This is a genomic window from Microlunatus parietis, from assembly GCF_013407955.1.
GTDB lineage: Bacteria > Actinomycetota > Actinomycetes > Propionibacteriales > Propionibacteriaceae > Microlunatus > Microlunatus parietis.
In genome coordinates this window covers 3971487-3997918 of sequence record NZ_JACCBU010000001.1, presented here as the reverse complement: position 1 = coordinate 3997918, position 26432 = coordinate 3971487, and the positions used below count along the sequence as shown (strand labels likewise).

Sequence of the window (26432 nt, the reverse complement as noted above, 5' to 3'; positions counted from 1 at the left end):
TGGCAGTTCGTTTCCGCGACGACCGGAAGGCCCCCGAGGATGAACGCGCAGTTCCCGCCCCCGATCCCCCGGCTCGATCCCGCTCGGCTGATCATGGCCGTGGCCGAGCAGCACGGCATCCGCCTCGACCTGATCGGCACCGCCGCCGAGGGCGAGGTCGGCGCCGCCTTCGTCCGCTGGCCGGACGGCCGGGAGGGCGTCCTCGGCACCGTCGGCGATGCGAGCCCCGAGACCGGCCACCGGTTGGGCCGGACCGCCGAGGCGCTGCAGCTGGCCCGCACCGCGGGCGTTCCGGTGCCGCGCTATGACCTGATCGTTCCCGTCGACGGCACCCATGTCGTGGTGCAGGAACGCCTGCCCGGCCGGCCGCCGGCATCGGTCGACGCCGCCCTGATCGACCGGATGATCATGGTCACCGAGCCGTGGGCCGGGCTGCTCGCCGGGTTCGAGGCAGCACCGGCCTCACTGCACCTGACCGAGAGCGGCCCCGGGTTCTGTGTGCACGAATCGTTGGAGCGCTACGATCCGCGGACCCGGCGGCTGCTCGGTCGGGTACGGGAGATCGGCCGCACCGGGCCGAACGTGATCATGGGCGATGATCTGGTCCACCTCGACTATCACGCGGGCAACATTCTGGTCGAGGACGCCGGTGTGATCACCGGGATCATCGACTGGGACGCCGCCGCCCGGGGCGATCGGTGGTTCTCGCTGGAAACCTTGTCGCAGTGCGTGATCCGGGCCGGCCGGGCTCCGGAGTCGCAGCACCGGCTCCGGGAACTGATCGAGGCCGCGGTGCCGCCGGACCGGCTGCGGTCCTACCGGGCTCATCTGGCGCTGCGGCAGGTCGACTGGTCGATCCGGCACCACGGCCCGGCCGACGTGGACTTCTGGCTGGACGTCGCGGCCGACCGGCTCGAACCATGGTGATCAAGATGCCGGGGTAGGCCGAACTCCCACGCGTGGCGGGCCGGTTCACCCGTGCCGGGGAGGCCTTGGCGGCCGGGGACCGTGAGCATCGAGGCATGCATCCTCGTCGAGCTCGGAGCTTGTTGATCATCGCGGCGCTGTGGTCGGCCGGCTATCTGGTGGTCGCGGTCGCGTGGGCCGCCGGAGCTCCCGGCTACCCGTACGGCGATCACTGGGATCCGGCCCCGGGACCGGTGTCGCTGCTCGATGCCGTACCGGCGCCGACCGGTTCCTTGATCATGATCATCGCGGCCGGGCTCGGGCTGCTGACCGCCGCCTGGCTGCTCACCCACCCGCGCGGCGGTGGGCCGGCCCGCGTGCTGACCGGCGGCATCCTGGCGGTCGGTGCCGGGATCATCGTCGCCGGCGACTACCGGCTCCTGATGGCGATCGGCCGCACGCCGGTGTTCCTGATCACCAAGCTCACCACCGGCTTCCCGCCCGACATGAGCTTCGGCCTGTTCTTCGCCGAGATGTACAAGCTTCCGGTCCTGCACCAGCTCTGGCTCCTGGTCGGGCTCGCGATCTGGCTGATCGCGCTCCGGGCCTACTGGACACACGCACGAGGCGGCTGCCCTGCCTGCGGCCGGCCCGAACGGCTGCGCTGGTGGGCCACCCGGCGCGGCGCCCGGCGCTGGGGGCTGGTCGCGACCGCGGTCGCCGTCGTCTGCCCGCTGCCGTACGTGGCGAGCCGGTATCTGCTGGCGGCCGGCATTCCGGCCGGCGGCTTCAGCCGGGACGAAATGGTCCAGATGAACGCGGAGGCGCCCGGACTCTGGCTCTTCGGCGCGGGCCTGGCGACGTTCGGCCTGATCGGGGCCCTGCTCACGTTGGGCCTCGTCCAGCGGTGGGGCGAACGCTGGCCGTTCTGGGTGCCGGTCCTGCGCGGAAGGCAGATCAACCCGCTGGCCGCCGTCATTCCGGCGGGCCTGGTCTCGCTCCTGCTGCCGGGCGCGGCACTGATGCTGGTCCGGATCGACCTGGTGCGCTATGCGGCCGGCGAGTTCAACATCGTGCCCCTGCTGTTGACCGCGCCCTGGGTGCTGTGGGGCTTCGCCCTGGCCGCGGCGACGCTGGCGTACTGGCTCCGCCGACGGCCCGACTGCCCGGTCTGCCGGGTCGACGCGACGGTTCCCGACCCGTCGCTCAGTAGTGCAGGAAGCGCCGCCGCAGCCCGTTGAACCGGGCCAGGTCGTCCTGCCAGCCGGCGACGATGGCGTCCACGTCGTCGCCGGCGTCGACCGCGAGCCGGACCCGGTCGGAGCCGGTCAGGTGGTCGATCCACCACTGCGGCTTGGCGTCCGTACCCGAGTTCAGCCACGCGAAATCCCTGGGATACAAGGACTTCAGCGTGACCAGCAGCGCGATGCCGAGCGCGACCGCGTCGACCTTCGCCTGGTCCGTGACGTTGATGTCGACGCCGCCACAGTTCTTGCCCTGATAGGTGGAGAACGTCGGCGTGAAGTAGGCCTCCCGAAACGCCAGGCCGGGCAGCCGGCGTGCGGTCAACTCGGCCGCCCACCGGTGATCGATGAACGGCGCTCCGACCAGCTGGAACGGGCGAGTGGTGCCGCGGCCCTGGGACAGGTTGGTGCCGGAGAAGAGACAGCTACCCGGGTAGACGTACGCGGTCTCCAGGGACGGCAGGTTCGGCGACGGCAGCACCCACGGCAGCCCGGTCCGGTCGTACGAGAGCTCGCGGCGCCATCCGCGCAGCCACTGCACCGACAGCTCGACCGGGCCGCTCGGCCGCTCGGGCAGGAATTCGGCGTTGAACAGTTCGGCCAGCTCGCCGACCGTCATCCCGTGCTGCTGCGCGATCGGCGCCCGCCCGACGAACGTCGCGTACTCCGGATGCAGCACCGGGCCGGTGGCACGGCGCCCGGTGATCGGGTTCGGCCGGTCCAGCACGACGAACCGTTTGCCGGCCAGTGCGGCCGCCTCCAACGAGAAAGAACATCGTCCAGATGTAGGTGTAGAACCGGGCGCCGACGTCCTGCACGTCGAACAGGATCGTGTCCGCCTCGGACGCGGTGAAGAGGTCCGCGAGCTGCTGCCCCGACGTCTCGAACGTGTCGTACACCGGCAGCCCGGTCTTCGGGTCGGTGAAGAAGTCCTCCGAGTCTCCTGCCTGGGCGGTGCCACGGAACCCGTGCTCCGGCCCGAACACCGCGACCAGGTCGACGTCGTCACTCTCGGCCATCACGTCGACGCCGTGCCGCAGGTCCGGCAGCACACCGGTCGGGTTCGTGATCACGCCGACGCGCTGGTCGCGAAGATCACGGAAGCGGTCCCGGACCAGGAGTTCCAGGCCGGTACGCACTCGGCCCTCGTGAGCGCCGGCCGGTGCTCCGAGCCCGAACGCTCCGGCCAGGGCGCCGGCGCCGATCAAGGCTCCGCGTCTGGTCATCGTCATGATCATGAGGCTAACGACGCCCGGTGACCGGCGGCTGACGTACGGGTGTCGGGAGGCTGGCGTACCGTGAGGTGGCATGGAGAGCCGGGAGCCGAAGCCGCCGAAGATCACCGCCGTCCGACTCGGGGAGCTGACCCGGCCCGACCTGCGGGACGTGCTGGACGGGGACCTGCGGGAGGGCGAGCAGTATGTCCGGGCCGACTTCACCGACCGGGACCTGACCGCCGCCTCGTTCACCGGTTGCGAGTTCGATCAGGTGCAGCTGCTGGACGCCGAACTGCGCGGTGCGCACTTCGCCGGTGGCCGCTGGCGTGACGTCGACGCACCCGTACTGCGCGGACCGCGGACCGGCTGGCGGAACATGATCATCGAGCGGTCCCGGATCGGCTCCGCGGAGTTGTACGAGTCGAACTGGCGCGACGTGACGATCACCGACTGCAAGCTGGGCTACCTGAACCTGCGCGGGTCGGAGTGGCGGGATGTGATCATCGCCGACTCCGGGATCGAGGAGCTCGACCTCAACGGCGCCAAGATCAACCGGCTCGCGATCCGCAACTGCCGGATCGGCACGCTCGACCTGACCGACGCGAAGCTGACCGATGTTGATCTTCGTGGCGCCGAGCTGTCGACGATCAACGGGCTGGCCGGGATCGCCGGGGCGACGATCAGCGAGGAACAACTGATGCTGATGTCCCGCCTGCTGGCCCGACAGCTCGGGCTCAACGTCCTGTGACGTCCGTCAGGATATCTTGACAACCTTGGGATTGTCAGGGATTCTTGACACATGATCGCGACCACGGAACACGAAGATCAGGACGGCACGCCCGTCCACGTCAAGGTGACCGTCGGCATCAGCGGCGACTGGCGCGCCGAGCCGATCAAGGTCATCACCGGTATCACGGAAGGCATCCGCTCGCTCGACAGCACACTCGCCGAGGCCGTACGGCTGGCCCGGAAGCAGGGCGTGACCTGGGCCGAGATCGGCTCGGCACTCGGCGTCAGCCGGCAGGCCGCGTGGGAGCGCTTCTCGGTCGACTGACGTTCACGGCACGACGTGGTTGACTCGTTCGATGAAGATCACCGAGATCAACCTCGTCGTCGAGGACCTCGCCCGAAGCCACGCGTTCTATGCGGCGCTCGGCTGCACCCTGCGCCAGGTTTCCGAGTCGAGTGAGGAGACCTCGGCCTGGCTCACCGCCGGTGGGCCGATCCCGGTTTCCTTGCACAGCAGGGAATTCGCCGCCTGGTGGGATGCGTCCGCACCACCCGTCGCTCCCGGCTCGGCCACCATCGATCTCACCGTCGACTCCGCCGAGGAAGCCGAGGCCGTCCTGGCGAAGGCGGAGCAGGCGGGCGGCCGGGTGATCGCCGCGGCCCGGCCGATGCCCTGGGGCCAGCAGTACGCGATCTTCGCCGATCCCGACGGCTACCGCTGGGGCATCAAATCCCCGCCCCGCCCCAGCTGATGATCAACCTGCGTGTCCCGATTTCTCTTGGCATCGAGGGCTCCCGGGCACCCAATGCGCTTTATCGGTTCATGCGAAGAGAAATCGCGACATGCACTTCGCCAGCTGTGAGTTTGTGGTGCAGACTAGTTTCCTTTGCGCGGTACTTTGTGTAGGCTGGTCGCATCGGCGAGATGGGGGCGATGACGTGACGGGCGAATTCGATCAGGGGCACGCATCGGTCCGCCGCGCAGCCGACATTGCCGCCGACTACGAAGGTCTGCAGGGGCTGGTCAACGCCGGACTCGGCGTCGCCTTGCTCTACATGGCGGCCAGCGGCAATGTCGCCGCCGGCGTCGCGCTCATGGCCGGTTTGATGGCGGCAGGTCAGGGCTACTACCTCAAGAAGTACGGGCGGGCGATCAATTCCCCACGCCGCACCTGGGCGATTGTTGCCGTGTCGATCCCGGCCTGCTTGCTCACGGTCGGCGGTCTCGCCCTTGACGCCTCTGGCGGGGCACCGATCGCGTTGGGGGCTCTCTTCGCGGCGGTCGCCCTGGTCGGAGTGGACCTGATCACCTACCGCCATGTCGGAGTGACGGCTCTCCATTGGGCCCTGATCGTGATCTTGGGACTGGCCGCGCTCGTGCCGACGCTGGGCTGGCCGAGCACCGGTCTTTGGCAGTACTCCCTGACCTTGATCGGGACAGCGCTCCTGATCCAGGGCGCGAGTGACCACCTGCGACTGACCCGCGCCATGGCGCCCGCCCGATGAGCCAGGCACAGAAACGCTCGCGGCCAGGCAGACAGCCGGAAGAGATTGACAAGCTCGTCCGCGATCACACCCGGATGGGCATCTTGACTGTCCTCTCCCGACTCCAATCGGCCGAGTTCCTGTTCCTGCAGTCGACCCTGAAACTGACCCAGGGGAATCTGTCCAGCCATCTCGCCAAACTGGAGTCGGCCGGGCTGATCAGCGTGCTCAAGTCATTCCGTGGCAAGAAGCCAGTCACCACGCTGGCCATCACCCCGCTCGGACGAGAGGCGATCGACCGACACTGGGAGCACCTCGAAGCGCTGCGCCGGATCAGCTGACATCCCGGCCGGCAGGGCCCCATTCGCGGAAGTACGCCGCCGCGGCTGACTCCCTGGAGACGGACGATGCGATCTTCGGCGGTCACGACGGCTACCGCTGGGGCGTCGAGTTCCCGCTCGCACAGCCTGCCGACCATCCAGTCAGCGAGCTCCGGTCAGGGCGCCGAGCGGGTACAGGTCGGCTACCGAGGAGAAGTGGATGCCGGTCATGCCGAGCGCCCGGGCCGCGTCGACGTTCTCGCGCCGATCGTCGATGAAGAGGCATCTCCTGGGTTCCGTACCGGCAGCCTCGGCTGCGAGCTCGTAGATGCGGCGGTCGGGTTTCGCGACACCGACCCGCGCGCTGCTGATCACCGCATGGGCGTAGTCGGTCAGGCCGACCCGTTCGAGATGCTCGTCCAACGTGTCGGTGGCGTTCGTCACGATCACGACCGGCACGTGAACCATCGCGCGATCCAAGATCTGCTTGACTTGTTGATCAACCGAGAACGGAACCTCGACGAACTCCTCCATCGCCCGGCGAGCCCGCTGATCACCACCGAGTGCGTCGATGACCGACTCGATCCACTCCCGTTCGGTCGCCTGGCCGAGAGTCGCCGGCCCGATGAGCGCGGGGTCGAAGGCGGTACGCATCAGCGGCAACGCATAGCGAGCCTCGATCTCGGCCTGGACCTCATGATCGAAAACGCGAAGCACCCCGTCGAGATCGCAGAGCACGGCCCCGATGTCGTTGATGATCTTCACAACTCGACCTCCGGCTGATCGCGGTCGCCCCAGGCTACGACACGCCCGCCGCCCCAACCCGGATCGCCCATCCTCAGCGCCGGGAGCGGTCAATGGGCGTCGGCGGAGTCACGCCGCGACTGACTGCCGGGCCCCGGACGGTTCGCCACGACCCATCAAAAGCGCCCTCGCCCGTGTCCCACCTGCGCTCTGGCCGAACCTTCCACCCCCACCTCTTCCCGCCTGCAGGCCGGCGGAACACCCGGGACTCTCGCCGCAACTCCCACCACCGTGCACCCGCGCTGCCGGCAAGCGAACTCATCGACCGGACGCTAAGGGCACATCCCGGGCGCCCAGAGTTGCCCATCCCGTCCGCTCAGTGACCACACCCCGGCCGGGCTGACAGGTTAGTAGTTGTGCGTGCAACTACGGTTGGGGTTAGAGTTGGGCATGGACAAGCTGAATTGGGGATTGACCTTCGACGACGTACTGCTGCAGCCCGGGGAGTCGGAGGTGATTCCTTCGCAGGCGGACACCCGGTCTCGGGTGTCTCGCAACATCTCGGTCAAGGTGCCGCTGCTGAGCTCTCCGATGGACACGGTGACCGAGGCTCGGATGGCGGTGGCGATGGCTCGGGTCGGCGGGCTCGGGGTGATCCATCGCAATCTCCCGCCGGACCAGCAGGCCGCGCAGGTGGATCAGGTGAAGCGGTCCGAGTCGGGCATGATCGACGACCCGGTGACCATCTCGCCGGACGCGAGCCTGCGCGACGTCGAGGAGGTGTGCGCGCATTACCGGATCTCCGGGGTGCCGGTGGTCGACGCCGACGGGCGGCTGGTCGGGATCGTGACCAATCGCGACCTGCGGTTCGAGACCGATCCGCTGCGCCGGGTCGACGAGGTGATGACGCCGATGCCGTTGATCACGGGGCGGGTCGGCATCGGGCGTACGGAAGCGCTCCGGCTGCTGGCTGCGCACAAGATCGAGAAGTTGCCGCTGGTCGACGAGCATGATCGACTTCGCGGGCTGATCACGGTCAAGGACTTCGTGAAGGCCGATCAGCACCCGGACGCGACCAAGGACGAGCAGGGCCGGCTTCGGGTCGCGGCCGCGGTCGGGTTCTTCGGTGATGCCTGGGAGCGGGCGATGGCGTTGATCGATGCCGGGGTCGACCTGTTGATCGTGGATACGGCGCACGGGCACACCCGGGCCGTGCTGGACATGATCAACAAGCTTCGGGTGGAGCCACGGGCCGACCAGGTGGACATCGTCGGCGGCAACGTCGCGACCGCCGCCGGGGCGCGGGCCCTCATCGAAGCGGGTGTGGACGGGATCCGGGTCGGCGTGGGGCCGGGCTCGATCTGCACCACCCGGGTGGTGGCCGGCGTCGGCGTGCCGCAGGTGACGGCGATCAGCGAGGCCGCCTCGGTGGCCGGTCCGGCCGGCATCCCGGTGATCGGTGACGGCGGTCTGCAGTATTCGGGCGACATCGCCAAGGCGCTGGTGGCCGGCGCCGACACGGTGATGCTCGGCTCGCTGCTGGCCGGCTGCGACGAGAGCCCGGGCGAGTTGATCTTCGTCAACGGCAAGCAATACAAGGAGTATCGCGGGATGGCTTCGCTGCCCGCCTTGTCCGGCCGGGGTCGCCAGGGCTCGTACTCGAAGGACCGCTACTTCCAGGGCGACGTCACGGCCGAGCGCGACCTGGTGCCGGAGGGGATCGAGGGGCGGGTGCCGCACCGCGGGCCGGTCGCCGCGGTGGCGTACCAGCTGGTCGGCGGGCTGCGGCAGTCGATGTTCTACGCGGGCGCTGCGACGATTCCTGAGCTGAAGGAGCGCGGCCGGTTCGTCAGGATCACCTCGGCCGGGCTCCGTGAGTCGCACCCGCACGACATCCAGCTGACCGCCGAGGCTCCGAACTACACCGGGCGCGGCTGAGCGGCAGGGTCAGCGGAGCAGCCGCAGCACGGCGCTGACCACCTCGGACCCGCGATCACCGTTGGTCAGGACCACCACCCCGAACCGTTCCCGCGGGTTCACCACCAGCCGGGCGTAGTAGCCGCGGTTCACGCCGAGATGCCCGACGTGGTCCGGGTGATCGATCTCGACGCCGAGCCCGTACTTCCCGTCGGTCCCGGCCTCGGCCGTACGCAGCCGCACCGCAACCGGGTCGGCCGAGCCGAGCCAGGCCGCGAACCGACCAAGATCATTCGCGGTGCTGCACAGGCCGGCCGCGGCCGCCTCCGGATAACGGTAGCCCGGCGTCGGCCGGCCGTGTTGATCATGACCTGGTACGACCTCGGCGCCACAACCGAAGCCGCTCCGCTCGAGCCGCAGCGGCGCCAGCACCTGATCATGGACCAGGTCGGCGAACGGCCGGCCGGTGTCCGACTCGGCGAACAGCTGCGCGACGGTGTAGCCGCCGCCACTGTAGCGGTACGGTCCCGGCGCCTCGCTCTGCCGCACCGGATCGGCCCCCGTCCGGCCGTTCAGTGAGTCGATCGTCGAGCCGCCCTGCACCGTGCCGAGGTAGCCCGACACGTTCATCCCGGCCGTGTGGCTGAGCAGCCGGCGCAGCGTGATCGCCTCCGGATCGGGCCCGCCGGGCGGCAGGGTCCAGCCGCGCAGCCTGCTCACGATCGGCTCGTCCAGCCGGTCCGGATAATGCCCGACCAGCGCCGCCGCGGCGACGGTCTTGGAGATCGAGCCGGCCTGGAAGACGGTGTCGCCGGTGACCGGCGCGCCGGACCCGCCCGCGATGCCGTACCCGCGGGAAAAGATCACCCGGTCCCCGGACACCAGCGCCACCGCGGCCGCCGGCACACGCGTCGCGGCCAGCAGGCCGGGCAGCTCCCGGTCCAGCGCCGCGGTCGTCCCGGCAAGATCACGCGGCGGCCAGAGTCGCGGCGGCTCGTCGGCGGACCACCAGAGGCCGAGCCCGGCACCGGCGGCCAGGATCAGGATTCCGGCCAGGATGCGGCGGAGCCAGCGGCTGATCATCGGGTCCGCCCTTCGACAGACTCAGGGAACGTTCGGGCGAAGGACCATGGCCGCGGCGGCGTCACGCAGACCATGATCATTGAGCGCGTCGGTGCTGTCCAGGTACTGGTCCGCGGCGCCGACCCGGGGCAGGCTCCGCAGCGCCGGGTCGGTGATCGACTCGATCAGCGCGTCGGCGTAGCGACCGGCGGCCGGCACCAGGAACGGCCGGGTGTGGAACGGGACCAGGGCCGGCTCGATCGGCGCGGTCAGGCCGAGCGCATTGTGGGCGCGGCCGGCCGCCAGATAGGCCTGATTGAGCAGCCGTTCCCGCTCCGGCCAGTCTCGGGCGGTGAGAGCGCCGGCCAGCAGCGGCTCGATCTCGGCCGCGATCGGCAGCCGGCGGAAGGCGGTGCCGAGCCATTTCGGGTACGGCGGGTAGCAGCGCTCCATCAGCAGGCACAGCTTGATCACGTCCCGGGCCAGCCGGCCGGCGATGATCATGGAGCCGACATCGTCGCCGACCTCGGCGCAGCGCCCCGGGAACGGCTCCTCCTGGCTGATCCGCGCCCACTGACAGGCTAGCAGGTAGCGCCACACGTCGTCCGGATACCAGGCCAGTTCCTCCCGAATCCGGCCCAACTCGCCGGGTTCGTCGTGGAAGACCGCGCCACCGGTGACCTCGGCCAGCAGCTGGGCCGGCACGCCGAGCCAGTCCCGCAGCCCCGTTCCGGCCCGCGGATCGAAGCCGAGCCGCCGGCGCAGCCAGTCGCCCAGCCCGGCGACCGCGACCCGATGATCACCCTCCGGGAAGACCGTCGGGAACCCGTGGAACCGCTCCGGCAGCCGCCGCCCGACCGCCTCCCGGACCTGCGCAGCCCGTTCCGCATGATCATCGTCGAGGAAGATCAACAACCGCGGTCCCCAGTCGTGATCGGTGGACCGCTCGGTGTCGTACCCGAGAACCTCGGAGCCCGGACCGATCAGAGCAGCCGCGTACGGCAGCCCCGGGTAGTCCGCCGCCAGCCCGGGGCCGACCACCTCGACGTACAACCGGCGGGCGAGTTCGATCCCGGACAGGAAGGCTGGCGGCACCCGCCAAGTCTGGCCAGCCCGCCGCCGTCTCGTCCAAGGGGTTTCCGGCAGGATGGCCCCATGAGCCGGGCCGTCGAGGACACCCATCGGCGGATGCTCCGCGCCCGGGACGCGATGGATCGCAGCTACGCCGAGCCGTTGGACATCGCGGAGCTGGCCCGGCTGGCGCACGTCTCGGAGGCGCACTTCATCCGGACCTTCCGGGCCACCTTCGGCGAGACGCCGCACCGTTATCTGCAGCGGCGCCGGGTGGAGCGGGCGATGCGGCTGCTCCGGGAGACCGAGCGCAGCGTCACCGACATCTGCCTCGAGGTCGGGTTCAACAGTCTCGGCACGTTCAGCCGGACGTTCCGCGACATCATCGGAGAGTCGCCGACCGAGTTCCGCCGCCGGATCGTCGGGCTGCCGCCGCTCGTCGCGCCGACCTGCTTCGCGAAGGCCTGGCTCAGACCGAGCAGTTTCGGATAAGCACCGGACCGGCCGCGACCCCTAGGTTCGAGGCATGTTCAACGCCATCACGATTTCCTCGATCTTCGTCCTCGACCAGGACGAGGCCCTCGCCTTCTACGTCGACAAGCTCGGCTTGGAGGTCCGCACCGACCAGGACCTCGGCTTCATGCGCTGGCTCACCGTCGGCGTGCCCGGCCAGCCCGACCGCGAACTGTTGCTGGAACGGCCCGGCGCGCCGGCGCACGACGACAGCACCGCCGAGCAGGTCCGCGAGCTCGTCACCAAGGGCGCCGGCGGTGGCTGGATCGGCCTGGCCACCGACGATGTTCACAAGACGTACGAGGAGCTGACCGCCAAGGGAGTCGAGTTCACCGAACCGCCCACCGAGCGCCCGTACGGGATCGACTGCGGGCTGCGGGACCCGTTCGGCAACGCGATCCGGATCAACCAACCGAAGTAGTCCCTACCCAGCGGTATCCCTGCCCGGCGACCGGCGGGCCGGCCACCCAGGTCAGCCGGCCGGTCGTCAGGTCAGGAGCTCCACCAACTTCTGCACCGTACGCAGGTTGCGCCCGGTCGCGGTGACGCCGATGACCTTGTCCCCGGCGCCGGCGAGCTTGCTCCGGCCGATCCCGTCCCGGTAGTCCACCACGACCTCCTGGCCGACCACGGCGACTGGTTCCGCGTCGGTGGCCAGCCGGGCCATCCGGTCCAGCACGTCGGGCGGCGGCGGGCTCGCGCAGAAGTTGATGATCAGCCGCGACGGGTCCGCGTCCGGAAACGGATTCGCGGCCAGCACCTCCCGGAGTTGATCAACGGTCCGGACGACGACCGGCACCTCGAAGCCGAACCGCTCCGCGATCGCGGGCTCCAGCAGCTCCCGTACCGCCTCGGCCTGGTGGTCGCTCGCGATGATCAGATTGCCGCTGTTCAGATGGGTCCGGACGTCCTCGAAGCCGGCCGCCTCGGCGACCTCGCGCAGCTCGGCCATTGCGACCTTGCGCCGGCCGACGTTGATCCCGCGCAGCAACACCGCGTACCGCGTCATGGCCCCATCGAACCACGGCCGGACCGCGGACTTTGTCAGGATGTGAAGATCATCAAGATTTTGCTTGTACGGCAGAAAGACGGGACCAACTTCCCCTACCGCGACGGGTCGCCGAAACCTAGAATGTAGCTCTCTCTTCTGCCGGGTATCTCCCCGGAATCCGGCAGGTCAGGAGTGTGAATCGGCGAAGCTCGTAAGACCGCACTCAACCCCACCTTCTCGTGGCCCGTGTGGCCGAGCTACCCGTCCGTGCTGATCACACCCTGCTCGAGAGAGTGACGCCGGGTGAGGCCATGGTGCCTCACCCGGCGAATCACTTTGTCCGCGACCGTTCGCCCGGATCGGCTTGCCAGGGTTACCAGCGAGTAGCATACTTCTGGTTACTGGCGGGTAACTTCGGTCCTGGCGAGGAGTCCCATGGCGCACTACAAGTCCAATGTCCGCGACATCGCGTTCAACCTGTTCGAGGTGCTGCACACCGAGAAGGTGCTCGGCACCGGCCCGTACGCGGAGCTCGACCGGGAGACGGCCGAGGCCATGCTGGCCGAGGTCGACCTGCTGGCTCGGACCAAGCTGGCCGAGTCCTTCGTCGACGGCGACCGCAACCCGCCCGTGTTCGACCCGGTGACGCAGACGGCGCCGCTGCCCGAGTCGTTCAAGAAGTCGTACCAGGCCTATATCGACTCCGACTGGTGGCGCGTGGTGCTGCCGGAGGAGCTCGACGGCCAGCCGACGCCGCCGAGCCTGGCCTGGGGTCTGGCCGAGATGGTGCTCGGCGCGAACCCGTCGATCTACATGTACGCGGAGGGCCCGCACATGGGCTACGCGGTGTGGCGCAACGGCACCGAACGGGACAAGAAGATCGGCAAGCACATCGTCGACCGGAAGTGGGCGGCGACGATGGTGCTGACCGAGCCGGACGCCGGCTCCGATGTCGGCGCGGGACGGACCCGGGCCGTACCGCAGCCGGACGGCTCCTGGCACCTCGAGGGCGTCAAGCGCTTCATCACGGGCGGTGAGCACGATCTCACCGAGAACATCATTCACCTGGTGCTGGCGCGGCCCCACGGCGTCGAGGGCGAGGGCGGGCCCGGCACCAAGGGGCTCAGCCTGTTCATCGTGCCCAAGTACCACTTCGATCATGAGACCGGTGAGCTGACCGGGGAGCGCAACGGCGTCAACGTCACCGGACTGGAGCACAAGATGGGGCTCAAGGTGTCCAACACCTGCGAGCTCACCTTCGGCGACGGCGACACTCCGGCCAAGGGCTGGCTGCTCGGCGAGGTGCACAACGGGATCAAGCAGATGTTCGAGATCATCGAGCACGCCCGAATGCTGGTCGGCACCAAGGCCATCGCGACCCTGTCCACGGGTTATCTCAACGCGCTGGAGTATGCGAAGGCGCGGGTCCAGGGGCCCGACCTGGCCAAGGCCGCCGACAAGGCGTCGCCCCGGGTGACGATCATCAACCACCCGGACGTCCGGCGTTCGCTGATGACCCAGAAGTCTGCCGTGGAAGGGATGCGGGCCCTGGTGCTGTACGCGGCGAGCATCCAGGACCGGGTGGCGGTCGCGCGCGCCGAGGGCCGTACCGACGAATTGGCGGAGCGACTCAACGATCTGATGCTGCCGATCGTCAAGGGGTACGGGTCCGAACGCTCCTGGGTGTTGCTCGGCACCGAGTCCCTGCAGACGTTCGGCGGCTCCGGCTTCATCGCCGACTTCCCCCTGGAGCAGTACGTTCGCGACGCCAAGATCGACACGCTCTACGAGGGCACCACCGCGATCCAGGGCCAGGACCTGTTCTTCCGCAAGATCATCAAGGACCAGGGCAAGGCGCTCGGGGCCCTGTCCGCGGAGATCGGCGCGTTCGCGGCCGGCGGCGATGATCAAGGTCAGCTGAAGGAGGAGCGAGAGCTGCTCCAGAAGGGCCTCGAGGACGTCGGTTCGATCGTCGCCGCGATGATCACCCGGCTGCAGTCCTCCGCCGCCGGCGAGCCGCGCGACCTCTACCAGGTCGGGCTGAACACCACCCGGCTGCTGATGGCTGCCGGCGACCTGATCTGCGCCTGGCTGCTGCTGCGCGGCGCCGAGGTCGCCCTGCAGGCCCTGGCCGGCAACGTGTCCGACGCCGATCGCGCCTTCTACGAGGGCAAGGTCGCCGCCGCCCGCTGGTTCGCCCGGACCATGCTGCCGCGCCTGACCGCCGAACGGACCATCGCCGAGCAGACCGACAACGCGGTGATGGACCTACCCGAGTCCGCATTCTGAGCCGATCCCGGACCGCATCGAGCGGGGCGCTTCCGACGTCCTTCATCCCCCCGAAGTGAAGGAACCGCCCCGCTCGGTGCCCGGCTCGACGCCGAGCGGTAGTCGCCGGCCGCTCCAGCCTCGTATCGTCGAGCCATGCGGATCGACCGACCGTCAGGCCGGCCAGACGACCCTGGCGAGATCGAACGACCACGGCCACCGGAACCGGTCCAGGAGGACCGGTCCCGCTACGCGTTGCGCGACGACAATGGGCTGACGCCGGCCGAGTACATCCGCGAGTGGAACAAGAAGGTGGATTCCGGACAGGCCGAGACCGAGCAGGTCGATGCCGAGCGTCCTCGCCGGGACCCGGTCATGAGGGACGCCGACGGTATGACCGCAGCCGAGCTGCGGTTCGAGCGCAACAAGCGGATCGACGAGGCCAAGGCCGCGACGGACATGAGCGCGCCTGTGGAGAAGGTCGAACCCTCGGCCGAGCCGCGCCGAGATTCGGTCATGCGGGACTCGAACGGGCTGACGCCCGTAGAGTACATCCGCCAGCACAACCGTCGGATCAAGGAAGATGCCGAGAAGTCGGCGCCCGAACCGGCCAACGAGGGCGACGAGAAGCCCGAGAAGCAGCGCGAGTTCAAGACGCTCACTGAGGAGTTCGGAGAGTCCAGGACCTTCAGCACCTTCGACGCGGCCCGGCGGGCGAGCATCCGGGAGCACGGGCCGCGGCCCGGCCAGGACTTGCATCACCTGGTGGAGCGCTCGCAGGCCCGGCCAGAGCGCTCCGGGTTCACCCCGGAGCAGATTCACTCCAGTGACAATCTGGGCTGGCTCGATCGACCAGTGCACGAGAAGATCACGGCACGCTATAACAAGGGCATTCCGGGTTTCTCGCACCTGCGGGACTCGCTCGACGGGCTGCCGTTCGAGACGCAGCACGCCTTCGGCCGGAACGTGGTCGACGAAGAGATAGGGAAGTACCGTGGCGACGCTTGACGAGGACCGTAACGAGGTCCGGCACCAACTGCTGGAAGCCGAACGCCTGCTCAGCGGCGACGACCCCGAAGCCACTGCATCGAACGCAGCCACGGCCAAGATGGAAGCAATCGCCGCGCGTCACGACGCCGCGGGACACCTCGTTGAGCTGCTAGCTCCCCTGCTCGCGGAGGCCGAGGACAAGCAGGTCCGCTTCGGAGCCGCAACGTTCCTCCTGAGCCGTGGTCACGCCGACCTGGCCGTGCCCGTGCTGGAGACCATTGATGTCCTTGAGGCCAGCATCGTCCTGGCCCAGTGGCGTCGCCGGCAACAGCCGGGCACCGCGTAGCCCCCTGCTGTGCCCGAGTGGCACAGAATTGCATCTCGCGACCCCGCCGAAGCCGAGAAACCGATCTCCGAACCCAGCAGAACGCAATTCTGTGCCACTCGCCGCCGAGGCCCGCTGCGCAGGTGACGTCTGCGCGAATTTCTTCGGAGTGGGTTGCGAACCGGGGCCGGGCGCGAGAGGTTGTCCCAGGGGATTTCCGCGGTCCGATCGGGGTCGCGGTGGCGGACTCGGAGGAGACGTAGGTGCTGGTGTCAGGTCACGGCCGCAGGATTCGGATCATCCTCTCGACGCTCTTGGCCGTGGCACTGGCCCTCGGGCTGTTCCTGACCGCTCCACCGGCCTACGCGGCCGAGCCGGTCGCGATCGCCGACATCCAGGGCACCGGTGACAGCACGCCCCTGAACGGCCAGGAGGTGACCACCGAGACCTCGGTCGTGACGGCGGTCTATCCCAAGGCGGGCAACGGGTTCAACGGGTTCGTCATCCAGACCCCGGGGACCGGCGGCGAGGACAAGGATCCGGCCGGGGCATCCGATGCGATCTTCGTCTACGCGGGCAATGTCGCGTTCGACGTCGAGGTCGGCGACGGCGTGACGGTGACCGGCACGGCCGGCGAGTACCGGGGCCTGACCCAGCTCGCGCTCAAGTCGGTGACCGTCGTCGAGGCCGACGTCGAGCCGCCGGCGCCGGTGACGACGGCCTGGGCGGAGACGGCGGAGCACCGCGAGAACTTCGAGTCGATGCTGTACGAGAGCGACGAGGAGTTCCTGGTCAGCGACACCTACCCGCTGCTGGCGTACGGCGAGCTCGGCCTGGCCGCCGGCGGCGAACTGCCGGTGCAGCCGACCGACGTCGGGGCGCCGGGTTCGGACGCCGCCGCGCAGCAGGCCGCGGCCAACCTGATCAATCGGGTCAACCTCGACGACGGCACCAACCGCGGGACCGCCGGCCAGACGCTGCCGTACCTGAAGACGGGCGAGGGCGTCACGGTCGGCGACACTCTCGAGCTGACCGCGCCGGTGATCATCGACTGGCGCAACGACAAGTGGAAGTTCAACCCGGCCGGACCGATCGAGGCGGGCGACGAGCCGGCTAAGATCGACGCGGGCGAGACGCCGGCGGCGCCGAAGCCGGAGGGCGACTTCTCGATCGCGTCGTTCAACGTGCTCAACTACTTCACCACCACCGGCCAGGGCCGGACCGACTGCGTCGGCGGCAACAAGTCGCTCGACGCCACGTTCAACGTGACCTTCGACTGCGACGTGCGGGGCGCCTGGGACACCGACGACCTGGCCCGGCAGCAGGCCAAGATCATCAACGCGATCAACGAGCTGGACGCGTCCGTGGTCGGCCTGATGGAGATCGAGAACTCGGCCAAGCTCGGCGAGGATGTCGACGAGGCGACCGCGACCCTGGTGTACGCGCTGAACGGGGCCGCCGGTAGTGACAAGTGGGCCTTCGTCCCGTCCTCGACGCAATTGCAGCCGGTCGCCGATCAGGACTTCATCACCAACGCGCTGATCTACCAGCCGGCCGAGGTGGAACTCAACGGCAACGCGTACGCGCTCGGCTCGGCGGCAACCGACGACGGCGCGTTCGCCAACGCGCGGACCCCGATCGCGGCCAGCTTCACGGCGGCCGAGGGCGGCGAGCCGACCCTGGTCGTGGTGAACCACTTCAAGTCCAAGAGCAGCTCCGGCGCGACCGGCGACAACGCGGACACCGGCGACGGGCAGGGCGCCTACAACGGCGACCGGGTCCGGCAGGCCGAGGCGCTGGTCGACTGGCTGCCGACGCTGCGCCGGAGCACCCGGGCGAACTCGATCGCGCTGGTCGGCGATTTCAACGCCTACTCGCAGGAGGACCCGATGCGGGTCCTCTACGACGCCGGGTTCGCCGCGGCGGCGCCGGCCGACCAGTACTCGTACAACTTCTCCGGGCTGGCCGGCTCTCTTGATCACATCCTGATCAACCGGCCGCTGGCCCAGCGCAAGACCACCGCCGCGGTCTGGAACATCAACTCCGGCGAGTCGACCGCGCTGGAGTACTCGCAGTACCGCACGACCAAGATCGACTACTACACCGACGACGTGCGCCGGGCCAGTGATCATGATCCGGTGATCATGGGGATCACCGCCGGTCGCGGCGGCACCCCGAAGGTCGCGGCCGCCGGCGACGACCTGACCTTGCTCAACCTGAACGACTTCCACGGCCGGATCGCCGAGGAGTTCCCCAACACGGTCGCCCTGTTCGGCACGGTCGAGCAGCAGCGCGAGCAAGCCGGCGAGGACAACACGCTGTTCCTGAGTGCCGGCGACAACATCGGCGCCTCGCTGTTCGCGTCGTCGATCCAGCAGGACCAGCCGACGATCGACGTACTGAACGCGGCCGAGCTGGCCGCGGCGGCGGTGGGCAACCACGAGTTCGACCGCGGCTTCGCGGACCTGACCGACCGAGTGATCAAGAACGCCGACTGGACCTACCTCGGCGCGAACGTCTACCGCAAGGGCACCACGACGCCGGCGCTGCCGGAGTACGCGACGTTCGAGAAGGCCGGCCGGACGGTCGCGGTGATCGGCGCAGTCACCGCCGAGACCCGGTCCCTGGTGGCCCCGGACGGCATCGCCGACATCGACTTCGGTGATCCGGTGGACGCGGTGAACCGGGTCGCGAAGAAGCTCAGCGATGGCGACGATTCCAACGGCGAGGCCGACGTGATCATCGCCGAGTACCACGAGGGCGCCGTCGAGGGCGAGCCGAACGGAACCCTCGAGGACGAGGTGTCCAAGGGCGGCACGTTCGCCAAGATCGTCAACGAGACCTCGGCGGAGGTGGCGGCGATCTTCACCGCGCACACCCACCAGGCCTACGTCTGGGACGGCCCGATTCCCGGTGTCCAGGGCAAGACCCGGCCGATCCTGCAGTCGGAGTCGTACGGTGCGCTGCTCGGCAAGGTGACGCTGCGGTTCGACGAGGCCGGCGCCGTCGCCTCGTACACGGCGGAGAACGTGGAGATCACCGAGACGCCGAACGACGAGTTGATCACGAAGTACCCGCGGGTCGCCAAGATCAGCAAGATCGTCGCCGACGCGCTGGCGAAGGCGGACGAGCTGGGCAGCAAGGTGATCGGCGAGACCACCGCACCGATCACCCGCGGCGTCGTCGAGACCGACGAGGGTCCGCTGGAGGACCGGGCCGCCGAGTCGACGATCAGCAATCTGGTCGCCACCATGTTCCGGGAGCAGCTGTCCGATCCGCAGCGCGGCGGCGCCCAGATCGGCATCCAGAACGCCGGCGGCAACCGGGCCGATCTTGATCAGGGCGACATCACCTACTCCGAGGCGGCGGCCGTGCTGCCGTTCGCCAACACGCTGGTGACGCTGGACCTGACCGGTGATCAATTCAGGACGCTGCTGGAGCAGCAGTGGCAGACCAACGCGGACGGTTCGCCGTTCACCGGGTCGAGGCCGTACCTGCAACTCGGGCTGTCCGACAACGTCAGCTACACCTACGATGAGTCGCAGCCGTGGGGCCAGCGGATCACGACGATCATGATCGACGGGAAGCCGTACGACCCGGCTGCCACCTACCGGATCGGCACGGCCAGCTTCCTGGCCGCCGGCGGCGACAACTTCCACGTGCTGGCCGACGCCGCGAACAAGCGCGACTCCGGCCTGATCGATCTTGATTCCTGGACCGAGTACGTACAGCAGGCCTCACCGCTCAGCCCGTCGTACGCCAAGCGAGCCGTGTTCCTCGACGGGCCGCTGCAGGACCTGAACCGCGACGACTGGTCGATCCTGAAGATCGGCAGCGCGGACCGGACCACCGGCGGCCCGCTGAACACGATCGACTTCACCGGTGCCGAGGCACCGAAGAACAAGACGATCACGGCCAACATCGGCGATCGCACGGTGGGCACCGGGACGGTGCTGGACGGGGTCGCCGAGTTGCGGATCGATCTCCCGGCCGACCTCCCGACCGGCCCGGCGACGATGGTGATCACCGCCGAGCCGACCGGGACGACGATCAGCTTCCCGATCACGATCTACAACAATCCGGACGAGTTCGAGCCGAAGATCAAGATGCCGGCCGAGGCCTCCCCCGGCGAGCGGATCAAGCTTGAGTTGTACCAGTTCGAGCAGAACGGCGACACGATCGAGATCAGTCTGGTCCGTGGCGACGCCCCGAACGACAGCGAAGCCGTGCCGCTCGGCTCCGTCGATCCGGACGAGAACGGCAAGGCGACGGCCTGGGTGACGATCCCGGAGGACACCGAGCTCGGCCCGTACGTGATGGTCGGGTCTGATGGCAAGGCGCAAGCCCGGACCAGGTTCATGATCGTCAAGGGCTCCGATGAGCCCGGCCCGGGCAACGGCGGCGAGAATCCGGGCGGCTCGGGTGAGGATCCGGGGGACGACGGCGAACTGCCCAACACCGGCTCCGACATCGGGCTCTGGCTGCTGATCGTGGCCGGGGTCGCGGTGGTCGGCGGCGGCACGTTGTTGATCATCTCGCTGATCCGGAAGCGGGCTGCCGCGAACAGGTCGGCGTCCTAGCCACGGAGAAGCAAACAAGAGATAGTTGGGGACATGTCACAACAGCCAGGAGACCCGAACGACCACGGTCCGAACCAGGACGGACCGGCGAACGAGCCGGGTCCGGCGGCCTTCGGCCAGTCCAGCGAGACGCCGAGCCGTCCCGATCAGGGGCCGGCCGCCACGCCGCGGCACGCGTTCGAGCAGCCGGAGGACACCGCGCCCGGCGGCTCCGGGCCGGGTTCGGACCAGGGCAGCGGCTCCGACCGGCCGAGCTTCGGCTCCTCGGATCCGGACGCGACCGTGCTGTCGCCGCCGCCGCCGAGTGCTGCCGTACCGCCGGTGCCGCCGAACCGACCGGAATCGTCCTCGGCTCCGTCGGCCTCCTCGCAGTCCAGCGCACCGCGCCCGACCCCCTGGGGTTCGCCGGCCGGTTCCCCGGTCTCCAGCTCGGTGCCCGAGGAGACCCAGCAGCTCGGCGGCCCGGGCCAGTTCAACTGGGGTGACCAGCAGCAGCCCTACGGCGGCCAGCAGCAGTACGGCGGTCAGCAGCAGTACGGCCAGGCCCAGAATCAGCCGCAGTACGGCCAGGCGCAGCCGCAGTACGGCCAGCCGCAGCAGGCCCAGCAGCAGTACGGTGACCAGCAGCAGCAACCGCAGCAGCAGTACGGCGAGCAACAGCAGCAGTACGGTCAGGCGCAGCCGCAGTACGGGCAGCAGCAGGGCTATGGCCAGCAGCAACAGCAGCAGTACCAGCCGCCGCAGCAGCAGCAGGGCTTCGGCTATCAGGGCGGCCAGCAGCCGGCTCCGGTGGCGTCGCCCTACAAGATCGACAAGGGTCCATCCGACGCGAACCCGGTGGCGGCTCTGTTCGACCTGTCCTTCGGCAAGTACGCAACGCCAGGACTGGCCAAGATCGTGTTCGTCGTGGCGATCGCCGTCGGCGTCTTCTACTGGCTGATGGCGATCATCGGAGGCTTCTCCGCCGGTTCCGGAATGGGCGGCGGCAGCCCGGTGCTCGGCATCCTGGCCCTGCTGCTCGGCTGGATCCCGGTGCTGTTCTGGATCCTCGTCGTCCGGGTCGGGCTGGAGGCCGCCATCGCCAACGTCCGTACGGCGACCGACATCCGGGCCGTCCGGGACAAGCTCGCCGAGGCCGACGAGGACGAGCAGAAGACCGACTGACCGTCAGGTATTGCGGCGGATGATCTCCGGCGGCTCCGGGCAACCGGGGCCGCCGATCCGTTCCCGCTCCGCGGCGTCGATCAGGCCGAGCTCGTCGAGGATCCGGGCGGATTCGCGATGCTCGGTGGCGGCGCGTTCGGCGTCGCCGAGATCGTGGTGGGCTCGGCCGATCCCCCACCGGATCTCGGCGTCCAGGAAGGTCTGGGTCCGCTCCGAACTCCCGCTCGCGTCCAGGGCCCGGGCGAAGACGGCGAGCGCCTCGGCGGGTCGGCCCACCCGTCGGGTCGCCTCGCCGAGGTTCGCCAACACGTTGGCCAGCCAGTTCCGCTCCGGCAGCGTCTCGGCGATCGCGGCGGCCTCGGCGTGGACGGCGAGTTCGGCGTCCGGCTTCCCCATCCGGCGGTACGTCAGCCCGAGGCTGGTCAGGCAGTCGACCAGCGCGGTCCGCCGGGCGATCCGGCGGTTGATCTCGATGGCCCGGGTGGAATGCGCGACCGCCTCGGGCAGCCGGCCGAGCAGCCGGAACGCGGTCGCCATCGCCGCCAGCTGGACGGCCGCACCGGCCGGGTTCCCGGCACGCTCGAACCCGTCGCACGCCGACCGCAGATGGTGCAGCGCCTGCTCGGGATCACCACAGCGCAACAGCGCCGAGCCGAGACAGTCGTGCGCGATCGCCCGCAGCTCGTCGTTCTCGGCGGCGGCCGCCAGCGCGACCCGGCCCAGCTGCAGCTTGTCCTGCGCCCGGCCGCGGAGCGTCAGCACCAGCCCGACCGCGGCACAGAGCGCGCCGACCAGTCGCGGCCCGTCGTCCGGCAGCGCCGCCGCCTGCCGGAACACGCCCGGCAGGTTCGGCGACTCGGCCCGCAGCCAGGCGTAGGCCTCGTCCCGGTCGCGCAACCCGAGCCCGGCCCGGCGCGGCAGGTCCGGGCCGAACCCGGTCCGCCAGGTCGCGTCGGCGTTGAGCAGCAGGCAGGCGGTCCGCGCCGTGGCCAGATAGAAGTGCACGGCCCGCCGGGTCAGCCCGTCTCGCTCCGCCGAGGTCGTACCGGCTTCGAGGTGTTCCCGGGCGTACAGGCGGATCAGGTCGTGCAGCCGGTAGCGGCCGGGCGACGGACTGTCCACCAGTTGTACGTCGACCAGGCCCTCCAGCTGAGCCTCGGTGGATGCCGGGTCGGCGCCGGCCAGCGCGGCCGCGGTGGGCAGCCCGATGTCGGCGCACTCGAGCAGGCCGAGCAGGCCGAAGGTCCGCTGCTGCCGCGGGTCGAGCTGGCAATGGCTCGCCTCGAAGCCGACCCGGACCGCGCGGTCGGCGGTGGCGAGTTCGTCGAGCCGCTGCGCCTCGTCCCGGAGCCGGTCCGCCAGGTCGCGCAGGGTCCAGGCCGGCCGGGAGTTCAGTCGGGCGGCGGCGATCGAGATCGCCAGCGGCAGGCCGCCGCACCAGCGGAGCATCTCGGCGGCCGCCGCGCGGTCCCAGCGGACCGGGTCGACCAGCGCCTGTGCCATGGCCAGCGCCCCGGCCTCGTCCAGTACCTCGACCGGCAGATGGGTCACCCCGGCCAGCCCGACCAGCGGCACTCGCGCGGTGATCACGACCCGGCAGGTCCGGCTGGCCGGGATCAGCGGCGCGACCTGGGCGGCGTCGCGGGCGTTGTCGAGCACGATCAACAGCCGGCGGCCCTCGGTCAGCGACCGGAACCGGGCTGCGGCCTCGTCCGGGTCGGCCGGCACCGAACGCTCGTCGGCGCCGAGCGAGCGCATCATCCTGGTCAGCGCCGCCAACGGCGTGACCGGCTCGACGCCCGGGGTCGAGCCGCACAGGTCGACGTAGAGGCGCCCGTCGGGCAGGTCAGCGGCGGCACGGTGCGCGGCCTGGACGGCGAGTTCGGACTTCCCGATCCCGCCGGGGCCGGAGACGGCCACGACCACGGTCTGGTCCGCCTCCGGGCAGCGCAGCAGGGCGGTCAGGCGCTCCAGCTCGGCGGTCCGGCCGCTGAAGCCCGGACTGGCCCGCGGCAGCTCGGCCGGCACCACCGACCTCTCCGGTGCCGGTGCGGGTTCGGGTTCGGACTCGGGTTCGGGTTCGGCGAGGATCCGCTGGTGCAGGCGGCGCAGCGCGGAGCCGGGCTCGACCCCGAGTTCCTCGACCACCTTCGCTCGCCCGTCGCGGAAGCAGGCCAGCGCCTCGGCGCGTCGCCCGGTCCGCCACAGCGCCGTCATCAGCAGCGCCCGCAGCCCCTCCCGGATCGGCGCGGCGTCGACCAGCCGGGCCAGCTCGTCGATCAGCCACGGTGCGCGGCCGCGGGCCAGTTCGAGCCCGTACAGGTGTTCCGCGATCCGCAGCCGCAGCTCCTCCAGCCGGTGCGCGACCGGTTCGAGGACGTCCAGCTCGACGTCGTCGTACGGCCTCCCGCGCCACAGGCCCAGCGCCGACCGGAGCAGCCGGACCGCCTCGTCCCGGCCCGCGGCAGCGGCGTCCCGCAGCGCCCGTTCGGCGAGGTGGGCGTCGATCCGTACCGCCTCGGAGTCGAGCCGGTAGCCGGTGCCCGTGGTCTCGATCGCGTCCGCGGGCGCGCCGGCCCCGGCGAACGCCCGGCGCAGGCCGGACACCTGGATGGACACCTGGGTCCGCGCCGACGCCGGCGGGGCAGGCCCCCAGACGGCGTCGATCAACCTGTCGGTCGACACCGCATTCCCGGCCTCCGCAGCGAGCACCGCCAGCACCTGGCGCGAGCGCCGGCCGGTCAGTGTCACGAGTGCGCCCGACTCCACCACTTCGAGAGGCCCCAACACTCGTAGGTCCACCCGCTCAGGCTAAGCAGCGCCCGGGTCCCGGTGACCGGACCCGGGCATGCCGAGAACCGAATGGGCCGGTTCGGGGGCGGTTATAACCGCTCGATAAGGCGCCGATAACGCTGCTGCCTACGCTGCGGAACCTTGCTTCGTGCACAGCCTGACTGACGGGAGACTGTGGTGTTCCGGACCCCCGCTGGACGATCGCCGCTGCTCGTCGCCGTGCTCGCGGCGGCCCTCGTCGTGGCTGGGGCGGTGATCGCGATCGGGCCGGCGGCGGCCGACCCGAAGGCGGCATACTGCGCCAGGACGGGTGCGATCTTCAACAACCCGCACACCGATCCGCGCCGGATCCACGAGCACCTCGAGTGCCTGATCGACGGCACGCCCGAAGGTGCCGAGATCCGGCTGGCGAGCTATCGGTTCGCCGACGCGGAGGTGGTGGCCGCGCTGCACCGGGCCGTCGATCGCGGCGTCAAGGTCAAGATCATCGTGGAGCACCGGTTCGTGTCCGACGACGAGCAACCCGACTTCGCCCTGTTCTGGGGACTGCAGGAGAGGATCGGCAGTGACAAGGCTCAGGACTCGTGGGCGGCGCCTTGTCCCGGCGAGGGTTCCGACGGCGCCTGCATCGGCAGCTTCAAGATGCACAACAAGCAGTTCACGTTCTCCGAAACTCACGGCGTTCCCGACGTCACCTTCATCACGTCCTCCAATCTCGAGGACCAGAAGATTCCGGAGAAGGACAACGACGGCATCTTCATGTGGAACAGCGGTTATACCGCCGCCGATGATGCACCGCTCTACGACTGGTTCGCCAACCAGTATTTCCATGATCTCGCCGCCGATCATCCGGCGAACGACGACTATTACGCCGACCGGGGACTTCCGGTCCGCATCGGGAATTATCAGGTGTTCCACGCGCCGCGGAAGTCCGGGAACACTGTGCTGGACATTCTCGACAAGGTGGAGTGCCACGACAACACGACCGGCGGTACGAATCCGGGGAATCGCACCATCGTTCGCGTCGCGGTGTGGGCGATCAGCGGCAACGAATTGAGCGACCCCGGGGTCAAGATCGCGAAGCGGCTGTGGGACCTCGACAACGAGGGTTGTTACGTCGACATCGTCGCGGACCGCATCGATGCGGGAACGAACGGCCCGCTGCGGACCTTGTTGCGCAAGCCCGAGCGGACGGAGATCGGCAAGCAGCAGAACTACCACGGCCCGGAGGTGCGGGAGTTCTACAGCCGGCAGCACCGCGGGACCCATCAGAAGAACCTGCTGATCGAGGGCAACTACGACGGCCGGCCGAATCAGAAGATCGTCTTCACCGGCAGCGTCAATTTCACCTACCGGTCGGTCCGCGTGAACGACGAGACCTGGCTGCAGATCAACGACGCAAACGTCTACGACCGGTTCGCCGAGAACTTCGCCGAGGTACGGAACGCGGCGCACACCTGCTGGCAGACCAGCAAGGCCGACGGCTGCACCGACGATCGCGAGCGCCCGGAGCCCGTCAGGCCGTTCACCTGTCACGAAACGGCGGACGAGTACCGCGACTCCGGAAACCTGTACCTCTACCGGGGCGAGGTCTGCGATGGCGGCAACGACGCCAAGGATGCCGACAACGACCAGGACTACGGCGATGGCAAGGGCGACATCAAGGACTTCGACAACGAGACCGTGTCGATCGTCAACACCACGAAACGGCACGTGAAGTTCTACAACTATCCGCGCTACAACGCCGGCCATCCGGAAGGAGACAGCTTCTGCGTGCGCCCGGGCCAGTGGGTGAACCGCCTCTCACCGTACAGCGACAACGACGGAGGCTGGACCGGCAGCATCAGTTCCCACGAACTCGTCGACAAGCGCGACTGCGACCGCTGGTTCGGCGGCTATCACGAGCCGAATCAATGATCATGAGCTAGGCGGACAACACCGAATATCTCCCGAAATTGCCGGGTTGAGCGGACCCGGCAATTCGGCATGCCTTCAAGGAATTCCGCACAGTTGATCATGATCGTTCTCGTATATCTTCGGTGACCCTTTCATGTGCCAGTTTTGTGCAGGAAATGTATCTGGAAATGCCAGCGTGGACCACGGTTGCGAAATC

23 protein-coding genes and 1 pseudogene are annotated in these 26432 nt (G+C 69.3%); 17 read left to right on the top strand and 7 right to left on the bottom strand.

Annotated features, from left to right (window positions below):
- Positions 1-39: 39 nt before the first annotated feature.
- Together BKA15_RS19075 and BKA15_RS19070 are read left to right on the top strand one after the other, a co-directional pair.
- Positions 40-927 (top strand): phosphotransferase family protein, encoded by an 888-nt coding sequence (locus BKA15_RS19075; protein WP_179753386.1) that lies wholly within the window; start codon positions 40-42, stop codon positions 925-927.
- Between the two features lie 95 nt (positions 928-1022).
- Positions 1023-2147, top strand: a complete 1125-nt coding sequence (locus BKA15_RS19070; RefSeq protein WP_179753384.1) for a hypothetical protein — start codon at positions 1023-1025, stop codon at positions 2145-2147.
- On the opposite strand, the gene BKA15_RS35665 is transcribed toward BKA15_RS19070, so the two are convergent.
- Together BKA15_RS35665 and BKA15_RS37330 are read right to left on the bottom strand one after the other, a co-directional pair.
- A complete protein-coding gene (locus BKA15_RS35665; protein WP_281385295.1) occupies positions 2113-2913 on the bottom strand; it encodes an exo-beta-N-acetylmuramidase NamZ family protein in 801 nt (266 codons plus the stop codon). The two genes, BKA15_RS19070 and BKA15_RS35665, sit on opposite strands and share 35 nt — an antisense overlap.
- Before the next feature lie 64 nt (positions 2914-2977).
- A pseudogene (locus tag BKA15_RS37330) lies at positions 2978-3169 on the bottom strand (exo-beta-N-acetylmuramidase NamZ domain-containing protein); the annotation flags it as partial.
- Between BKA15_RS37330 and BKA15_RS35660 the strand changes: the two are divergent.
- The 6 genes from BKA15_RS35660 to BKA15_RS19040 all read left to right on the top strand — a co-directional run bounded on the left by BKA15_RS35660 (position 3119) and on the right by BKA15_RS19040 (position 5922).
- Positions 3119-3409: a hypothetical protein gene (locus BKA15_RS35660; RefSeq protein ID WP_246323485.1), complete on the top strand. Its 291-nt coding sequence runs from the start codon at positions 3119-3121 to the stop codon at positions 3407-3409. The pseudogene BKA15_RS37330 and the gene BKA15_RS35660 overlap by 51 nt on opposite strands.
- A gap of 49 nt (positions 3410-3458) precedes the next feature.
- Positions 3459-4115, top strand: coding sequence for a pentapeptide repeat-containing protein (locus BKA15_RS19060; protein ID WP_179753382.1), 657 nt, complete (start codon positions 3459-3461; stop codon positions 4113-4115).
- A gap of 51 nt (positions 4116-4166) precedes the next feature.
- Complete coding sequence (locus tag BKA15_RS19055) at positions 4167-4421, top strand: hypothetical protein (protein WP_179753380.1); 255 nt, start codon at positions 4167-4169, stop codon at positions 4419-4421.
- 31 nt (positions 4422-4452) lie between these two features.
- Complete coding sequence (locus BKA15_RS19050) at positions 4453-4848, top strand: VOC family protein (RefSeq protein ID WP_179753378.1); 396 nt, start codon at positions 4453-4455, stop codon at positions 4846-4848.
- A 187-nt stretch (positions 4849-5035) separates the two neighbouring features.
- Positions 5036-5602, top strand: coding sequence for a hypothetical protein (locus tag BKA15_RS19045; protein ID WP_179753376.1), 567 nt, complete (start codon positions 5036-5038; stop codon positions 5600-5602).
- Entirely contained in the window at positions 5599-5922 is a 324-nt protein-coding gene (locus BKA15_RS19040) for a winged helix-turn-helix domain-containing protein (protein WP_179753374.1), read from the top strand. The genes BKA15_RS19045 and BKA15_RS19040 overlap by 4 nt, the downstream gene beginning before the upstream one ends.
- Before the next feature lie 141 nt (positions 5923-6063).
- Here BKA15_RS19040 and BKA15_RS19035 read toward each other — a convergent pair whose 3' ends face one another.
- Positions 6064-6666, bottom strand: coding sequence for an HAD family hydrolase (locus tag BKA15_RS19035; RefSeq protein ID WP_179753372.1), 603 nt, complete (start codon positions 6664-6666; stop codon positions 6064-6066).
- Positions 6667-7095: 429 nt separating this feature from the next.
- Here BKA15_RS19035 and guaB point away from each other — a divergent pair, with 429 nt between their 5' ends.
- A complete protein-coding gene (gene guaB / locus BKA15_RS19030) occupies positions 7096-8583 on the top strand; it encodes an IMP dehydrogenase (RefSeq protein ID WP_179753370.1) in 1488 nt (495 codons plus the stop codon).
- Between the two features lie 9 nt (positions 8584-8592).
- On the opposite strand, the gene BKA15_RS19025 is transcribed toward guaB, so the two are convergent.
- On the bottom strand, positions 8593-9645 hold the full coding sequence (locus BKA15_RS19025) for a serine hydrolase domain-containing protein (RefSeq protein ID WP_179753368.1): 1053 nt from the start codon (positions 9643-9645) through the stop codon (positions 8593-8595).
- A 21-nt stretch (positions 9646-9666) separates the two neighbouring features.
- A complete protein-coding gene (locus BKA15_RS19020; protein ID WP_312879134.1) occupies positions 9667-10719 on the bottom strand; it encodes a DUF4037 domain-containing protein in 1053 nt (350 codons plus the stop codon).
- Between the two features lie 60 nt (positions 10720-10779).
- Between BKA15_RS19020 and BKA15_RS19015 the strand changes: the two genes are divergently transcribed.
- Positions 10780-11187, top strand: a complete 408-nt coding sequence (locus tag BKA15_RS19015) for a helix-turn-helix domain-containing protein (RefSeq protein WP_179753365.1) — start codon at positions 10780-10782, stop codon at positions 11185-11187.
- A 34-nt stretch (positions 11188-11221) separates the two neighbouring features.
- Entirely contained in the window at positions 11222-11629 is a 408-nt protein-coding gene (locus tag BKA15_RS19010) for a VOC family protein (RefSeq protein WP_179753363.1), read from the top strand.
- Positions 11630-11695: 66 nt separating this feature from the next.
- Here BKA15_RS19010 and BKA15_RS19005 read toward each other — a convergent pair whose 3' ends face one another.
- Positions 11696-12217: a DUF1697 domain-containing protein gene (locus tag BKA15_RS19005; RefSeq protein WP_179753361.1), complete on the bottom strand. Its 522-nt coding sequence runs from the start codon at positions 12215-12217 to the stop codon at positions 11696-11698.
- Between the two features lie 417 nt (positions 12218-12634).
- On the opposite strand from BKA15_RS19005, the gene BKA15_RS19000 reads away from it, so the two are divergent.
- The 5 genes from BKA15_RS19000 to BKA15_RS18980 all read left to right on the top strand — a co-directional run bounded on the left by BKA15_RS19000 (position 12635) and on the right by BKA15_RS18980 (position 21526).
- Positions 12635-14488 carry an acyl-CoA dehydrogenase gene (locus BKA15_RS19000; RefSeq protein ID WP_179753359.1) on the top strand — a complete coding sequence of 618 codons (1854 nt, stop codon included), beginning with the start codon at positions 12635-12637 and terminating at the stop codon, positions 14486-14488.
- A gap of 135 nt (positions 14489-14623) precedes the next feature.
- Complete coding sequence (locus BKA15_RS18995) at positions 14624-15475, top strand: hypothetical protein (protein ID WP_179753357.1); 852 nt, start codon at positions 14624-14626, stop codon at positions 15473-15475.
- The gene (locus BKA15_RS18990; protein WP_179753355.1) at positions 15462-15803 is read left to right on the top strand and encodes a hypothetical protein; all 342 of its coding nucleotides are present in this window, start codon (positions 15462-15464) and stop codon (positions 15801-15803) included. Before BKA15_RS18995 ends, BKA15_RS18990 begins: the two co-directional genes overlap by 14 nt.
- Before the next feature lie 299 nt (positions 15804-16102).
- Positions 16103-20362, top strand: coding sequence for an ExeM/NucH family extracellular endonuclease (locus BKA15_RS18985; protein ID WP_218871469.1), 4260 nt, complete (start codon positions 16103-16105; stop codon positions 20360-20362).
- A 33-nt stretch (positions 20363-20395) separates the two neighbouring features.
- On the top strand, positions 20396-21526 hold the full coding sequence (locus BKA15_RS18980; protein WP_179753352.1) for a DUF4282 domain-containing protein: 1131 nt from the start codon (positions 20396-20398) through the stop codon (positions 21524-21526).
- Positions 21527-21529: 3 nt separating this feature from the next.
- Here BKA15_RS18980 and BKA15_RS18975 read toward each other — a convergent pair whose 3' ends face one another.
- A complete protein-coding gene (locus BKA15_RS18975) occupies positions 21530-24328 on the bottom strand; it encodes an AfsR/SARP family transcriptional regulator (protein ID WP_179753350.1) in 2799 nt (932 codons plus the stop codon).
- A 168-nt stretch (positions 24329-24496) separates the two neighbouring features.
- On the opposite strand from BKA15_RS18975, the gene BKA15_RS18970 reads away from it, so the two are divergent.
- Positions 24497-26236 (top strand): phospholipase D-like domain-containing protein, encoded by a 1740-nt coding sequence (locus BKA15_RS18970; protein ID WP_179753348.1) that lies wholly within the window; start codon positions 24497-24499, stop codon positions 26234-26236.
- Positions 26237-26432 lie beyond the last annotated feature (196 nt).

Coding starts and splice junctions, on each gene's coding strand:
- BKA15_RS18980 (WP_179753352.1), top strand. CDS start 20,396: ATGTCACAACAGCCAGGAGACCCGAACGACCACGGTCCGAACCAGGAC.
- BKA15_RS19000 (WP_179753359.1), top strand. CDS start 12,635: ATGGCGCACTACAAGTCCAATGTCCGCGACATCGCGTTCAACCTGTTC.
- BKA15_RS18995 (WP_179753357.1), top strand. CDS start 14,624: ATGCGGATCGACCGACCGTCAGGCCGGCCAGACGACCCTGGCGAGATC.
- BKA15_RS19040 (WP_179753374.1), top strand. CDS start 5,599: ATGAGCCAGGCACAGAAACGCTCGCGGCCAGGCAGACAGCCGGAAGAG.
- BKA15_RS19010 (WP_179753363.1), top strand. CDS start 11,222: ATGTTCAACGCCATCACGATTTCCTCGATCTTCGTCCTCGACCAGGAC.
- BKA15_RS19060 (WP_179753382.1), top strand. CDS start 3,459: ATGGAGAGCCGGGAGCCGAAGCCGCCGAAGATCACCGCCGTCCGACTC.
- BKA15_RS19070 (WP_179753384.1), top strand. CDS start 1,023: ATGCATCCTCGTCGAGCTCGGAGCTTGTTGATCATCGCGGCGCTGTGG.
- BKA15_RS19015 (WP_179753365.1), top strand. CDS start 10,780: ATGAGCCGGGCCGTCGAGGACACCCATCGGCGGATGCTCCGCGCCCGG.
- BKA15_RS19055 (WP_179753380.1), top strand. CDS start 4,167: ATGATCGCGACCACGGAACACGAAGATCAGGACGGCACGCCCGTCCAC.
- BKA15_RS19050 (WP_179753378.1), top strand. CDS start 4,453: ATGAAGATCACCGAGATCAACCTCGTCGTCGAGGACCTCGCCCGAAGC.
- BKA15_RS19075 (WP_179753386.1), top strand. CDS start 40: ATGAACGCGCAGTTCCCGCCCCCGATCCCCCGGCTCGATCCCGCTCGG.
- BKA15_RS19005 (WP_179753361.1), bottom strand. CDS start 12,217: ATGACGCGGTACGCGGTGTTGCTGCGCGGGATCAACGTCGGCCGGCGC.
- guaB (WP_179753370.1), top strand. CDS start 7,096: ATGGACAAGCTGAATTGGGGATTGACCTTCGACGACGTACTGCTGCAG.
- BKA15_RS19025 (WP_179753368.1), bottom strand. CDS start 9,645: ATGATCAGCCGCTGGCTCCGCCGCATCCTGGCCGGAATCCTGATCCTG.